Origin of the sequence: Streptomyces sp. NPDC050508 (genome assembly GCF_040655155.1) — a bacterium.
Taxonomy (GTDB): domain Bacteria; phylum Actinomycetota; class Actinomycetes; order Streptomycetales; family Streptomycetaceae; genus Streptomyces.
In genome coordinates this window covers 675166-689363 of the sequence record NZ_JBFAJJ010000002.1, presented here as the reverse complement: position 1 = coordinate 689363, position 14198 = coordinate 675166, and the positions used below count along the sequence as shown (strand labels likewise).

At 71.1% G+C, this 14198-nt stretch carries 11 protein-coding genes; 8 read left to right on the top strand and 3 right to left on the bottom strand.

What is annotated here, in order from left to right:
- The first annotated feature begins 166 nt into the window (after positions 1-166).
- From AB0I69_RS08325 to AB0I69_RS08290, 8 genes are all read left to right on the top strand, one after another.
- Entirely contained in the window at positions 167-1009 is an 843-nt protein-coding gene (locus tag AB0I69_RS08325) for a M24 family metallopeptidase (protein WP_363094769.1), read from the top strand.
- The gene (locus AB0I69_RS08320; RefSeq protein WP_363094768.1) at positions 1006-2763 is read left to right on the top strand and encodes an SDR family oxidoreductase; all 1758 of its coding nucleotides are present in this window, start codon (positions 1006-1008) and stop codon (positions 2761-2763) included. Before AB0I69_RS08325 ends, AB0I69_RS08320 begins: the two co-directional genes overlap by 4 nt.
- Positions 2760-3614: a metal-dependent hydrolase gene (locus AB0I69_RS08315; RefSeq protein ID WP_363094767.1), complete on the top strand. Its 855-nt coding sequence runs from the start codon at positions 2760-2762 to the stop codon at positions 3612-3614. Before AB0I69_RS08320 ends, AB0I69_RS08315 begins: the two co-directional genes overlap by 4 nt.
- Entirely contained in the window at positions 3611-4564 is a 954-nt protein-coding gene (locus AB0I69_RS08310) for a MerR family transcriptional regulator (RefSeq protein WP_363094766.1), read from the top strand. Before AB0I69_RS08315 ends, AB0I69_RS08310 begins: the two co-directional genes overlap by 4 nt.
- Positions 4565-4686: 122 nt before the next feature.
- Positions 4687-5235, top strand: coding sequence for an RNA 2'-phosphotransferase (locus tag AB0I69_RS08305; protein WP_363094765.1), 549 nt, complete (start codon positions 4687-4689; stop codon positions 5233-5235).
- Positions 5236-5305: 70 nt separating this feature from the next.
- The gene (locus AB0I69_RS08300) at positions 5306-5752 is read left to right on the top strand and encodes a hypothetical protein (RefSeq protein WP_363094764.1); all 447 of its coding nucleotides are present in this window, start codon (positions 5306-5308) and stop codon (positions 5750-5752) included.
- A 42-nt stretch (positions 5753-5794) separates the two neighbouring features.
- Positions 5795-6697, top strand: a complete 903-nt coding sequence (locus AB0I69_RS08295) for an LLM class flavin-dependent oxidoreductase (RefSeq protein WP_363094762.1) — start codon at positions 5795-5797, stop codon at positions 6695-6697.
- A gap of 96 nt (positions 6698-6793) precedes the next feature.
- Positions 6794-7681 carry a Cof-type HAD-IIB family hydrolase gene (locus AB0I69_RS08290; RefSeq protein ID WP_363094761.1) on the top strand — a complete coding sequence of 296 codons (888 nt, stop codon included), beginning with the start codon at positions 6794-6796 and terminating at the stop codon, positions 7679-7681.
- A gap of 59 nt (positions 7682-7740) precedes the next feature.
- Here the strand turns inward: AB0I69_RS08290 and AB0I69_RS08285 are convergent, their stop codons facing one another.
- The 3 genes from AB0I69_RS08285 to cydD all read right to left on the bottom strand — a co-directional run bounded on the left by AB0I69_RS08285 (position 7741) and on the right by cydD (position 14144).
- Positions 7741-8784, bottom strand: a complete 1044-nt coding sequence (locus tag AB0I69_RS08285) for a M23 family metallopeptidase (protein ID WP_363094760.1) — start codon at positions 8782-8784, stop codon at positions 7741-7743.
- Between the two features lie 115 nt (positions 8785-8899).
- Complete coding sequence (locus AB0I69_RS08280; RefSeq protein ID WP_363094759.1) at positions 8900-10585, bottom strand: GAF domain-containing protein; 1686 nt, start codon at positions 10583-10585, stop codon at positions 8900-8902.
- Positions 10586-10646: 61 nt separating this feature from the next.
- The gene (cydD, locus tag AB0I69_RS08275; protein ID WP_363094758.1) at positions 10647-14144 is read right to left on the bottom strand and encodes a thiol reductant ABC exporter subunit CydD; all 3498 of its coding nucleotides are present in this window, start codon (positions 14142-14144) and stop codon (positions 10647-10649) included.
- Between the last annotated feature and the right edge of the window lie 54 nt (positions 14145-14198).

Below are 14198 nucleotides of genomic sequence, written 5' to 3'. Positions count from 1 at the left end.
ACGGGTCCGTAGGGGATGCCCCTACTTGAGAGCTACGCGACCGGCCCGCGCACTTATCCACAGGTAGAGATCAAGGCTATTGACGCAGCCTCTAACAACTGTCACATTCACCAGTGTCAAGTTGCGAGCACGTACCGCAGTCGGTGTGGACAGGTGGGGCGGTGGCATGACTACGGCGGTGACACGCGAACTCTCCGCGGAACTGCGGGGGTTCAGGGAGGTCCAGCGGCTGGCGTACGATTGCGCCGAGGCCGTCGCGGCCCGGCTGGAGCCCGGGGTGACAGAGCGCGACGCGGCGCGGATGCAGCGGTCGTGGCTCCGCGCGCGGGGAGTACGGGACTGGTTCCATCTGCCCTTCGCCTGGTTCGGCGACCGCACGGCGTTCACGAACTTCCGGGTGCCGCTGCAGTTCTTCCCGACCGGCCGCCGCCTTGAGCCGGGGATGCCGTTCATCCTGGACATGGCCCCGGTGTACAAGGGCTTCACGGCCGACATCGGATATTCGGGCTCCCTGGGCGACAACCCGGTGCAGGACCGGCTGATGGCCGACCTGGAGGCGCATCGCGAGCTGCTCCTCCGTGAGGTGCGCGAGCGGCGCCCGCTGCGCGAGATCTACGAGGACGTGGACCGCCTCATGGTCCACCAGGGGTACGCCAACCGGCATCGCGCGTATCCCTTCGGCGTGATCGCGCACAAGGTCGACCGGGTCGCCGAACGCCCTTGGTCCCCACGACTGTTCGGGTTCGGCACCCAGTCCCTGAAGAGTCTCGCCGGCGACGCGCTGCACGGCCACCGCGACGGCTGGTCCCCGCTCTGGTCGCCGTACCGCTTCTCCGACCACCCGCCGCACCCGGGCCTGTGGGCGGTCGAACCACATCTCGGATTCCGGGGCACGGGCGCCAAGTTCGAGGAGATCCTGGTCGTCACGGACTCCAAGGACCCCGAACAGAGCGCCTTCTGGCTGGACGACGATCTGCCGCACGTGCGGCGCTGGGCGGAGGACAAGTGACGCTTGAGGGTGCGCGGGAGCGCTGGGTGCGGACCGGCGGAGTCGAGCTGTGCGTGGCCGAGTTGGGGGACCCTTCGCGCCCCACGGTCGTCCTGGTGCACGGCTATCCCGACAGCAAGGAGGTCTGGTCGGAGGTGGCCGGCCGCCTCGCCGACCGCTTCCATGTCGTCCTCTACGACGTCCGGGGCCACGGCCGGTCCACCGCCCCGCAGCCGTTGCGGGGCGGGTTCACCCTGGAGAAGCTCACGGACGACTTCCTGGCGGTCGCGGACGCGGTCAGCCCGGACCGGCCGGTGCACCTGGTGGGGCACGACTGGGGCTCGGTGCAGTCCTGGGAGTTCGTCACCGTCGAGCGCACGGTGGGCCGTATCGCCTCCTTCACGTCGATGTCCGGGCCGTCCCTCGACCACTTCGGCCACTGGATCAACAAGCGCCTGACCCGGCCCACCCCGCGCCGTGTCGGTCAACTCCTGGGCCAGGGCGCCAAGTCCTGGTACGTGTACCTGCTGCACACGCCCGTGCTGCCCGAACTCGCCTGGCGCGGCCCCCTCGGCAAGCGGTGGCCGAAGATCCTGGAACGCGTCGAGAAGGTCCCGAGCGGCGACTACCCGACCTCGTCACTGCCCCAGGACGCGGCCCACGGCGCCTGGCTGTACCGGGACAACATCCGGGCCCGGCTGCGCAGGCCACGCCCCGACGCGTACGCGCACGCGCCCGTGCAGCTCGTCACGCCCCTGGGGGACGCGTTCCTGTCGGAGCGGCTCTACGACGAACTGGAGCTGTGGGCGCCGGGGGCAGTGCGCCACACGCTGCCCGCCAAGCACTGGATCCCGCGCACACGCCCCGATCAACTGGCGTCCTGGATCACGGAGTTCGTGACCACCCATGAGGGCGAGCGACCCAGGTCGACGCCGGCGACCGGCAAGTACGCCGAGCGGTTCGGCGGGCAGCTCGTGCTGGTCACGGGCGCGGGCAGCGGCATCGGGCGGGCCACGGCGTTCGCGTTCGCCGAGTCCGGCGCACGCGTGGTGGCCGTCGACCGGGACGCGGAGAGCGCGGCCCGCACCGCCGAGCTGGCCCGGCTGATCGGCGCCCCCGAGGCCTGGGCGGAGACCGTCGACGTCTCCGACGGGCAGGCCATGGAGAAGCTCGCCCAGAAGGTCGCCACCGAGTACGGCGTGGTGGACGTCCTGGTGAACAACGCCGGAATCGGACTCTCCGGTTCCTTCTTCGACACCACCCCGGAGGACTGGAAGAAGGTCCTGGACGTCAACCTGTGGGGCGTGATCCACGGCTGCCGCCTCTTCGGGAAACAGATGGCCGAGCGCGGCCAGGGCGGCCACATCGTCAACACGGCCTCGGCGGCGGCGTTCCAGCCCTCCAAGGTGCTGCCCGCCTACAGCACGTCCAAGGCGGCCGTGCTGATGCTCAGCGAGTGCCTGCGCGCGGAGCTGTCCGGGCACGGGATCGGCGTCTCGGCGATCTGCCCGGGCCTCGTCAACACCAACATCACCTCGACCGCGCACTTCGCCGGGGTCGACGCCGACGAGGAGAAACGGCGCCAGAAGAGGTCGGCGCGGCTGTACGGGCTGCGGAACTACCCGCCGGAGAAGGTCGCCGACGCGATCGTGCGGGCGGTCGTACGCAACGAGGCCGTCGTACCGGTCACCCCGGAGGCACGCGGCGCCCATCTGATGTCCCGGTTCGCCCCGCGCGCGTTGCGGGCGATGGCCCGCCTGGAGCCGCCGCTGTGACCTCCGCGAGCGAGCACCACGCGATCGTCCCGCGCCGGGTCTCCTTCGACTGGTCGCACACACCCCTGCACTGGATTCCCGACGAGCCGACCGCCACCCATGTCATCAACGTGCTGCATCTGCTGCTGCCGGCGGGGGAGCGGTGGTTCGTGAAGGTCTTCAAGGAGGGCCTGCCGTCAACACCAACGCAGCCATTGCCACGTTGGAGTGAACATCGGATAGTCGGCTTGCAGGGCGGGGGTCACGTTCAGCTAGCGTCGCTCATGCGATCGGATCGGCCGAACACGACGCCGGCGTTCGGGCCCCTCTCCCACCAGAGTGATGGTTCAGGGCTTCCCAAGCGCTACTGGCCGTGTGCAGCAAACCCGGTTGTAAGGGACCCCGCCCGGTCGAAAGCGGACCACGGACAGGATCCGTGTCGCTGCGCGGCTGCGAAAGCGGGCGACCAGCGCACTCAAGACCGTTCGGAGTGCGCCGGAGACCAGACTCGCGTCTGCCACCGCCAAGGAACGGTTCATGGGCCAGGAGGCCCCAGCAGGGCAATGAATTGCCCCCGCACGCCCGGCGGTTCACGGGCAGGGCGGTCCCCGCGTCACCGGAGCTACACCTGTAGACGCGGGGGCGCCGCCCAACAAATACTCCACGACCCCCAACTCGCCGGGCGCGTCCGCTACTCGCTCGCCGAGCACAACAAGGCCGTACGCAAAGGCCTGTTGCCCACCTGGCAGTCCCTCGGCGCGGCCGTCCCGCGCTATCTGCGGCGCTCCTACCATCCGTCGCGAGAGGGATCACTGAGCCGTGCGGTGGAGTACCTGAGACGGTCACCGGCGGCGCGGGCGGGTGCTGCGTGAGCTCCGGGACCGGGTCCGGTGGGACCAGCTACCGGATCGAGGACCTCGCGCATCTCAGCGGGGCCACCGTCCGCACCATCCGCGCCTACCAGGACCGCGGCCTGCTCCCCCGCCCCGAGCGCCGCGGCCGGGCCAACGTGTACGCGGACGTGCATCTCGCCCGTCTCCGCCAGATCGCGGACCTGCTCGACCGCGGCTACACCCTGGCCTCCATCAAGGAACTCCTGGAGGCCTGGGACGCGGGCCGGGGCCTGGGCGGGGTGCTCGGGCTGGTCGCCGAGGTCGACGGACCGTGGACCGACGAGGAGGCGGCCCGGATCTCGCGCGCCGAACTGGAGCAGCGGTTCGGCGGCGGCCCGGACGACGCGGCCGTCGCCGAGGCCGTCGAGCTCGGCGTGCTGGAGCCGGTCCCCGGAGACGCCGACACCTTCCTCGTGCCGAGCCCTCAAGAGCTGGCGGTGGCCGTCGAGTTGTACGCCTCCGGGGTCCCGCTGTCCGCGATCTCGTCCCATCTGCGGGAGTTGAGGGTCCAGGTCGAGCACATCGCCTCCCGTTTCCTGGAGTTCACCACCGAGCACGTCTTCGCCCGCTACCTCGACGGCCCGCACCGCCCGACGGACGCGGACGCGACCGAAGCGGCCTCACTCGTACGACGGCTGCGCCCGCTCGCCCAGCAGACCGTGGACGCCGAACTCGCGCGCGCGATGCGCCTGTTCGCCAACCGTTCGCTGCGTCAGCACCTCGGGACGGCCGATCCTTCGCAGCCGGTGTCTTCGTCACGTTCCGTGGCCGTTCCCGAGACGACAATGCGGGGTGTGGAGGGGTTGGTTGGGCCTGCTAGGGCGGCCGAGTTCATCGCGCTGGCGGCTGAACGGGAGCTGCGGGCAAGGGCGTTGGATGCGCTCATGCCAAGTGATGGGCCCCCAGCTGATCTTGACGAACAGGTGTGACATGACAGGGAGTTATCCACAGAAACGCCAATTCCCCTGTGGATAACTACAGTTGGTTGTGGATCAAACATCGGCCGCAAAATTAAATGCGTGATCCACGTCTCGCGCGTCATGCTGAGTGGATGGATGAAAGACGCACCGTGAAGGTGTCGAAGTACCTCTCCAAGCATCTGCGCCACCAGCCCGAGCGGATCGGGCTCACCCTCGACGAGGCCGGCTGGGTCGAGATCGACACGCTGATCGCCGCCTGTGCCGCACACGGGTTCCGGTTCAACCGCGAAGAGCTCGACCACGTGGTGGCCACGAACGACAAGCGCCGCTTCGCGATCGAGGGCACCCGTATCCGCGCCAGTCAGGGCCACAGCATCGAGGTAGATCTCGGACTGCCGCCGGCCACCCCGCCGCCGTACCTGTTCCACGGCACGGTGGCACGCAACCTGGACGCGATCCGGGCCGAGGGGCTCAAGCCCATGAACCGCCACGCCGTGCACCTCTCCGCCGACCGTGAGACCGCGACCCGCGTGGGCGCCCGTCGCGGACGGCCGGTCGTGCTCTCCGTGGACGCCGACGCCATGCAGCAGGACGGCCACGTCTTCCGGATCAGCGAGAACGGGGTGTGGCTCACGGAGGCGGTACCCGTGCGTTACCTGCGGTTCCCCGCGCCCCACTGACCTCGCACGCCCCGAGGAGTACCGCCCCCGGTATGGCCTCGACCGCACCACCCCCGCCATCATCAGTGGTATGGACCACTTCCCCACCACCGAGGCCGCCGTCACCGCCCTCCGCGCCATCGCGGCCGAGTACGCGCGTGAGATCGAGGTCACCCATGCCATCGGCGCCGACCAGACCTCACGCCGCACCTCCGCGGGCTTCGGCGTCACCACCGACCCGGACGGTTCACTCCCGCACGAGGCCTTCATCGAGTTCGGCGGACTGCCGCGGGTGAGCGTGCGGCTCTATCCCGATGACGACGCGCTGATCACGGTCGAGGGCATCGACTGCCCCGACATCGCCCGCGACGACGTCCCCGCCTTCCTCCGCTCCGTCTTCGACGGCTTCGCCTACGTCAAGGCCCGCCGTTTCCCACCCGGATGCAACCTGGTCGTCCCGCTGCCCGGCGACCGCGCGCACAAGGAGTGGATCTCGATGATCGTCCTCACGCCGTGGCTCAACAGCCGCATACAGTGACGGTTTCACGTGAAACACGGGCGGCGACATAGCCTGGGAATCATGAGTCTGCGTCTGAGCACCGTGATCCTCCCGTACCGCCGCTGGAACGAGGGGAGCCGCGAAGCCTGGCAGCGCGCGGAGCAGCTCGGCTTCCACACGGCGTACACCTACGACCATCTGTCCTGGCGCACCTTCCGGGACGGCCCGTGGTTTGGTGCCGTCCCGACGCTGACCGCCGCCGCTGCCGTCACCGATCGGATGCGTCTGGGCACCCTCGTCACCTCGCCGAATTTCCGGCACCCGGTGACCCTCGCCAAGGACCTCATCTCCCTCGACGACGTCTCCGACGGCCGTGTCACCCTCGGCATCGGCGCGGGCGGCACCGGCTTCGACGCCACCGCGCTCGGGCAGGAACCATGGACCCCGCGTGAGCGGGCCGACCGGTTCGGAGAGTTCGTTCCGCTGCTGGACCGGCTGCTCACCGAGGACTCGGTGTCGTACAAGGGCGACTTCTACTCGGCGCACGAGGCGCGCAACATCCCGGGCTGTGTGCAGCGGCCCCGGCTGCCCTTCGCGGTGGCGGCCACCGGTCCGCGCGGGCTGCGGCTCGCCGCCCGGTACGGACAGGCCTGGGTGACCACCGGCGACCCCAAGCTGTTCGAGAACGGCACCCCTGAGCAGTCGGTTCACGCCATTCGTGGGCAGGTCGAGAAGCTGGGCGACGCCTGTGCGGCGATCGGCCGGGACGCGGCTGGGATCGACAAGATCCTGCTCACCGGTTTCACCCCGGACCGCGGCCGTCCGCTGGAGTCCCTCGGCGCCTTCGTCGACTTCGCGGGCCGGCACCAGGAAGTGGGCTTCACCGACATCGTGATCCACTGGCCCATCCCGGACTCCGACTTCGCCGCCGACGAGAAGATCTTCGAGCAGATCGCCATGGAGGCTCCGACGCAGCTCCGCTGAGTCGGAGCCCCGGCTCGCCTGGACCGGGAGTGCAACGGCCCTGATAGGGGCGGTAACCACTCACCTGTGCGCACTCCCGCACGGCCGTGCGGGCATATGCGGGAGAATGGCCCGGTGACCTCAGCGACTCGACAGCCCGAGACCCCGGCCTCCGCCGTCCCGCCACGGCTGATCGCCACCGACCTGGACGGCACTCTGCTGCGCGACGACAAGTCGGTGTCCCCCCGCACGGTGGCGGCCCTGGCGGCAGCCGAGGAGGCAGGTATCGAGGTCTTCTTCGTCACCGGCCGCCCGGCCCGCTGGATGGACGTGGTCAGCGACCACGTCCACGGCCACGGTCTGGCGATCTGCGGCAACGGCGCCGCCGTGGTCGACCTGCACGGCGGCCCCGGCGCCCACCGCTTCGTGAAGGTCCGCGAGCTGGCCCGGGAGAACGCCCTCGACGCCGTACGGCTGGTGCGCGAGGCGGCGCCCGGGACGGTGTACGCGATCGAGCAGACCTACGGCTTCTACCAGGAGCCGGCGTATCCGAAGCTGCACATGGAGATCCCGGACAACCTCGCGCCCGCCGAGAAGCTCCTGGCGCCGGACGCCCCGGGGGCCGATGAACCGGTGCTGAAGATCCTCGCGTACCACCCCGAGCTCGACCCGGACGCCTTCCTGACCAGCGCCCGCCTCGCCCTGGGCGACCGGGCGAACGTCACCCGCTCCAGCCCCAGCGCCCTGCTGGAGATCAGCGGGCCCGGCGTCTCCAAGGCCAGCACCCTCGCCCTGTGCTGCGCCGAGCGGGGTATCGCGCCCGAGGAGGTCGTCGCCTTCGGTGACATGCCGAACGACGTCGAGATGCTCACCTGGGCAGGGCAGTCGTACGCGATGGGCAACGCGCACCCCGACGTGCTCGCCGCGGCCTCGGGGCGGACCGTCGACAACAACGAGGACGGCGTGGCCGTCGTGATCGAGCGGATGCTGGCGGAGCGGCGGTAACGACGGCCGGGTAGTAACGGGCGTCGTCCTGGAGCACGCCCCTTACACGACGAGTGCCCTCAGTCGAGCGGGACTCCTCGCTGTGCCAGCCAGGGCACCGGATCGACCGCCGATCCCATGTCCGGGGTGACCCGCGCCTCGAAGTGCAGGTGTGGGCCGGTGGAGTTGCCGGTCGTGCCGGACTGGGCGATCCACTGGCCGGTGGTCACGCGGTCCCCCTGGTCGACAGTGACGGCGGCGCGGTGGGCGTACTGCGTGTAGTAGCCGCCCGGGTGCTCGATCACGATCTCGATGCCGAAGGCTCCTCCGCACGACACCCGCACCACCCGGCCCGCTCCGGCCGCCCGGACCGGCGTGCCGATGGGCACCGCGAAGTCCTGGCCGGTGTGCCGGTTCGCCCAGCGGGAACCGCCGCTGCCGAATCCGGCGGACAGCTCGACGTTCTCCACCGGCGCGACCCACGGGGCGGTGACCTGGGTCGGCGGCTGGTCGAGGCGGACGGCGCCCCGGCAACTGCCCGCCGCGACCGAGGCGTCCGCCTGGCCCTGCAACTGGCCGCGCGCCTCGTCGAGTTTCCGCTGGATGCCCTGTTTCAGGTCGGCGAGTTCGGCGTTCCGTTTCTCCAGTGTCCGCCACGCCCACGTGGCCTTCGCCTCGTCGGCGGCGAGCCGTACCTCGGCCCGGTGGCTCCTGCCGATCGCGTTGCCGACGGCCAGGTCCGCCTGGGAGAAGACGTGCTGATCGCGCATCAGGTCCTCGGGGCTGTCCGCGAGGATGATCCGGGCCGCCATCGGGATACCGCCGCCGCTGCGGTACTGGGCGCGGGCGATCCGGCCCAGGTCCTCGTGCAGCCGTGCGATTTCCCGCCGTTCACGGTCCAGTTGCCCCTCTACCTGCTGGGCGCGGGCCCGTTGCGCGTCGGCCTGCTGCCGGCCCGCCTCGTACCGCTGCGCCGCGACGGCCGCGTCCTGGTACAGCCGCGCCACCTCCGCGCCGGCACCGGAGGAGGCATGGGTGTCGTCGTCGCCGGGCCTGGCCGCCAGCACGGCGAGCGCACACAGCAGCACCGGAACGAGCAGCGGATGACGGCGAGATGAGCCCATGTCAGCGATCGTGACCCGAGCGGTGGACAGGGGCCCTGTTCAAGTCGTACGCATGGGGGACGCGTTGCTGCGAACGGCTCAGCGGAAGGCACAGCAGGCAAGGCCTCCACAGGGCTCAGTGGGGCGCCTGCCACACCACCGTCGTACCGCCGCCGTCCTCGCCGATGCCCGGCCCGTACCAGCTGTCGCCGCCCAGGGATTCGGCCCGGCGCTTGAGGTTCTTCAGGCCGCTGCGTCGGCCGCCCGCGGGGATGCCGACTCCGTCGTCCGCGACGGTGAGCCGTACACCCGGCCGGCCGTCCGGCAGCATCACCGTCGCGTCCACGACGACCTCGATCCGGGCGGCCTCCGCATGCCGGAACGCGTTGGAGAGGGCCTCGCGCAGGGCCGCGATGAGGTTCTTGCCGGTGAGGTCGCCGACCGCCGTGTCGACCGCGCCGACGAAACGGTGCGCGGGCTTGAAACCGAGCGGCACGGCCGCCATGTTGATCTCCCGCAGCACCCGCGTGCGCAGCCCGGAGGGCGCCTCGGTCGGACCCTGCTGGAGCGCGAAGATCGCGGTGCGGATCTCCTGGATGGTGATGTCCAGTTCGTCGACCGCGTTGCCCACACCGTGCCGCACCTCGGGGACGAGCGACCCGCGCTGGGCGCTCTCCAGCATCATCCCGGTGGCGAACAACCGCTGGATGACCAGGTCGTGGAGGTCGCGGGCGATCCGGTCGCGGTCCTCGTACACCGCGAGCCGCTCCCGGTCGCGCTGCGCCTCGGCCATCATCAGCGCGAGCGCGGCCTGCGAGGCGAACTGGATCGCGAGGGTGCGCTCGGCCTCCGTGAACGGCCGCTCGCCCTGCGCGCGGGGCGTGACCAGGGCCCCCAGGACGCGTCCTCCGCTCTGCAGGGGCAGCGCCATGATCGGTCCGTACCCGCGCGCGAGGGCGCTGAGCATACGGGGATCGGTGGCCGCGTCCGCCACGAACACCGGCTGTCCGTCGAGGAGTTGGGCGACGATCTCGCTCTCCGGCGGGACGGCCCTGCCGAGTTGGTCCGACGGCTGTTCCGAGGCCACGGCGACGATCTCCATGCCGCCCTGGTCGGTGGGCAGCAGGACGATCCCGGCGGCCGAACCGGAGAGCCGGCGGGCCCGTTCCGCGACGACCTGCAGCGCCTCCTCGGCGTCTCCGCCGGACAACAGGGCTGTCGTGACGGCCACCGAGCCGTCGATCCACCGCTCGCGCTGCTTGGCGGCCTCGTACAACCGGGCGTTGCCGATGGCGATACCGGCCTCGGTCGCCAGCACCCGGACCATGTTGACGTCGTAGTCGTTGAAGGGGTCCCCGTCGCGCTTCTCGCCCAGATAGAGGTTGCCGAAGACCTCCCCCGAGACGCGAATGGGAACTCCGAGAAAGCCACGCATCCGCGGATGGTGCTCGGGGAAACCCCAGGACCGCGGATCCTCGGTCACATCCGCCAACCGCACCGGCTCCGACTCCCGGATGAGCGCGCCGAGCAGCCCCTTGTGCCCGTCGGGAAACCGCCCGATGCGCCGCGCGGTACCCGCGTCGACCCCGTGGAAGACGAAGTCGGCGAGCGCGTTGCCGTCCTCGTCGATGACGCCGATCCCCGCGTACCGGGCGTCCGTCAGGGTGGCCGCCGCCTCGCAGATCCGCTCCAGCGTGGAGTGCAGTTCGAGCCCGCTCCCCACGGACCGCATCGCCTCCAGCAACTGCGGCACCCGTACGGCCGGTTCGGCCGAGCGTCCCGGGGAGTGCGGCGGGGGACCGGGGCGCGGGGCTGCTGACATACCCCGAGCCTAATTAGTCCCATTTGTTACCGAAAGTCGAACGAGTCGGCCGCAAGCCTCCCTATCCGGCCGCCACGAGCAGTTCCGACTCCGCCTCCCGCTCCGCCATCCCCCGCAACGGCCCCGCCACCGAGGCCAGTCCGGCGTACGGCCCCCGCTGCACCACGCGCCCCTCGTCCAGCACGATCACCTCGTCCACGTCCTCCAGGCCCGCCAGCCGGTGCGTGATGAGCAGTGTCGTACGGCCTTCCGTGGCGGCCAGCAGGTCGGCGGTGAGCGCGTCGGCGGTCGCCAGGTCCAGGTGTTCGGCGGGTTCGTCGAGCACGAGAACCGGGAAGTCGGCGAGCAGCGCGCGGGCGAGCGCCAGCCGCTGCCGCTGCCCGCCGGACAGCCGCGCGCCGTACTCACCGACGAGTGTGTCGAGGCCGTCGGGCAGCCCGTCGGCCCAGTCGAGCAGCCGGGCACGCTCCAGCGCGGCCCGCAGTTCGTCCTCGGTCGCGTCCTTCTTCGCGAGGAGCAGGTTCTCGCGCACCGAGCTGTCGAAGAGGTGCGCGTCCTGCGCACACAGCCCGACGAGCCGCCGTACGTCGTCGCCGTCCAGGGCGTACGCGTCCACTCCGGCCAGCGTGTACGAACCGGCGTCGGCATCGAGGAAGCGCAGCAGCACCTGCGCCAGCGTCGTCTTGCCGGACCCGGAGGTGCCGACCACGGCGACCCGGCGCCCCTTCTCCAGCGTCAGGTCGAGCCCGGCGAGCGCGTCCCGGTCCTGTCCGGTGTGCCGGGCGGCCAGTCCCTGCACGACGAGGGGGAAGGGTGTCGCGGGTGCCTGGCGGGGTCGCTCCGGTTCCCGTACGGGCTCGGGGGCGTCCAGGACCTCGTACACGCGCTCGGCGCTCTTACGGACCCGCTGGCGGTACTGCACAGCAAGGGGCAGTCCGAGGACGGCCTCGAAGGCGGCGAGCGGGGTGAGGACGACGACGGCCGTCAGGACACCGCTGAGCCGTCCCGCGGCGACGGCCTGGGCGGCAACGAGTGCGGTGGCGGCGACGGTCAGGCCGGAGATCAGCGCGGTGAAGCCGTCGCCGAGGGCGGTGGCGGTGGCGGCTCGGGAGGCGATCCGGGTGAGTGTGCTGTCGGCCCGCTGGGCCTCTGCCGTGCGGGCGGGCAGCGCACCGGCGACCGTCAACTCCGCGGTGCCGGTGAGCAGTTCGGTCACTCGGGTGGCGAGTACCCCGCGGGCGGGGGCCAGTCGCCGTTCGGCGCGCCGGGCCACGGCACCGGTCACGAGCGGGACGCCGACGCCGGCCGCGAGGAGACCGACCGTGAGCACGGCACCGGCCTCGGGCAGCAGCCATGCCGTGAAACCGACCGTCGCGGCGGAGACGGCGACCGCGACTCCGGCGGGCAGCAGCCAGCGCAGCCAGTAGTCCTGGAGCGCGTCCACGTCGGCGACGAGCCGGGACAGCAGATCGCCGCGCCGGGTGTCGCGCAGTCCGGCGGGCGCCAGCCGCTCAAGGCGCCGGTAGACGGCGACCCGGGTGTCGGCCAGCATCCGCAGCACCGCGTCATGCGACACGAGCCGCTCCGCGTACCGGAACACGGCCCGCCCGATGCCGAAGGTCCGGGTCGCCGTCACGGCCACCATCAGGTACAGCACGGGCGGCTGCTGCGAGGCCCGCGAGATCAACCACCCCGAGGTACCCATGAGCCCAACAGCACTGCCGAGCGCGAGACTTCCGAGCAGCAGCGCGAGGGCAAGACGCCCTCGCCGGGCACCGGACATGGCACGGACCCGGGCGAGGACACCACCCGCGTGCACCGCGAGCCGCGTCTCGGGCTCGTCGAGGGCTACGGGAGTCACCACTGTCTCCGACGAGCCCGGGTTCGTATCGGTGGCCGCCGGCACGATCTCCGCGCGAACCGCGGCCTCGCCCTCCGTCACCCGCACCACCCGGTCCGCCACCGCCAGCAGGGCCGGCCGGTGCACCACGAGCAGCACCGTCCGTCCGACCGCCAACCGCCGCACCGCCTCGACCACTTCGGCCTCGGTCGCTCCGTCCAGCGCGGCCGTCGGCTCGTCGAGGAGCAGGACGGGCCGGTCGGCGAGGAAGGCACGGGCAAGCGCGAGCCGCTGCCGCTGCCCGGCCGACAGCCCGGCCCCGTCCTCACCGAGCACACTCCCGATGCCCTCGGGCAACGCGTCCACGAAGTCCAGGGCGCCCGCATCGGCCAACGCCCGCCGTACGGCCGTGTCGTCGGCGTCGGGTCGGGCGAGCCGTACGTTCTCGGCGATCGTCCCGGCGTACAACTGCGGGCGTTGCGGCACCCAGGCGATCCTCGACCGCCACTGCTCCAGGTCGACGTCGGTGAGATCGACTCCCCCGACGCGCACCCGGCCCTCGGCGGGCCGCACGAATCCCAACAGGGCGTTCAGCAAAGTGGACTTGCCCGAGCCGCTCGGGCCGACGAGGGCGACCGTCTCGCCAGGGTCCACGGCGAAGGACGCGTCCGACACGGCGTACACGGACCGCCCGGGGTACCGGACCGTCACGCCCTCGAAGGTCAGGGCGTCCGACGGCACTTCAGTGGTGCCCGAGGCCGGTACCGGTGTCTCCAGTACCGAGAAGATCTCCTCGGCCGCCGCGAGACCCTCCGCCGCCGCGTGGTACTGCGCACCCACCTGACGCAGCGGCAAGTACGCCTCGGGCGCCAGGACGAGGACGACGAGACCGACGTAGAGGTCCATGTCTCCGTGGACGAGCCGCATGCCGATCGTCACGGCGACCAGGGCCACGGAGAGCGTGGCGAGCAGTTCCAGGGCGAAGGAGGAGACGAAGGCGATGCGCAGGGTCCGCATGGTCGCCTGCCGGTACTCGCCGGTGATGCGCCGGATCGAGTCGGCCTGCGCCTTGGCCCGACCGAACACCTTCAGGGTCGGCAACCCCGCGACCACGTCCAGGAAGTGCCCGGAGAGCCGGGAGAGCAACTGCCACTGACGGTCCATCCGGGACTGCGTGGCCCAGCCGATCATCACCATGAAGAGCGGGATGAGCGGCAGCGTGCCGACGATGATCGCCGCCGACACCCAGTCCTCGGTGACGATCCGCGCCAGCACCGCCACTGGGACGACCACCGCGAGCCCCAACTGCGGGAGATAGCGCGAGAAGTAGTCGTCGAGGGCGTCGACGCCCCGGGTGGCGAGGGCGACCAGCGAACCGGTCCGCTGCCCACTCAGCCAGCCGGGGCCCAGCTCCACGGAACGCTCCAGCAGCCGCCCCCGCAGCTCCGACTTCACGGCGGCGCTGGCGCGGTGGGCGGCGAGTTCGGTGAGCCAGGAGATCAGGGCACGGCCGACGGCGACCGCCGCCAACAGCAGCAGGGGAGTGTCGAGTTCACCGACGGACATCCGGTGCTGGAAGGCACCGACCACGACCTCGGCGATGAGCATCGCCTGAGCGATGACCAGCACCGCACCGACGGCACCCAGACCGACGACCGCCATCAGGAAGAGGCGGGTGGCGCGGGCGTAGCGGAGCAGACGTGGGTCGATCGGTTTCACGTGAAACACACCCTCTTCTCAGGAGGTCCCAACCGGGCATGTTTCACGTGAAAC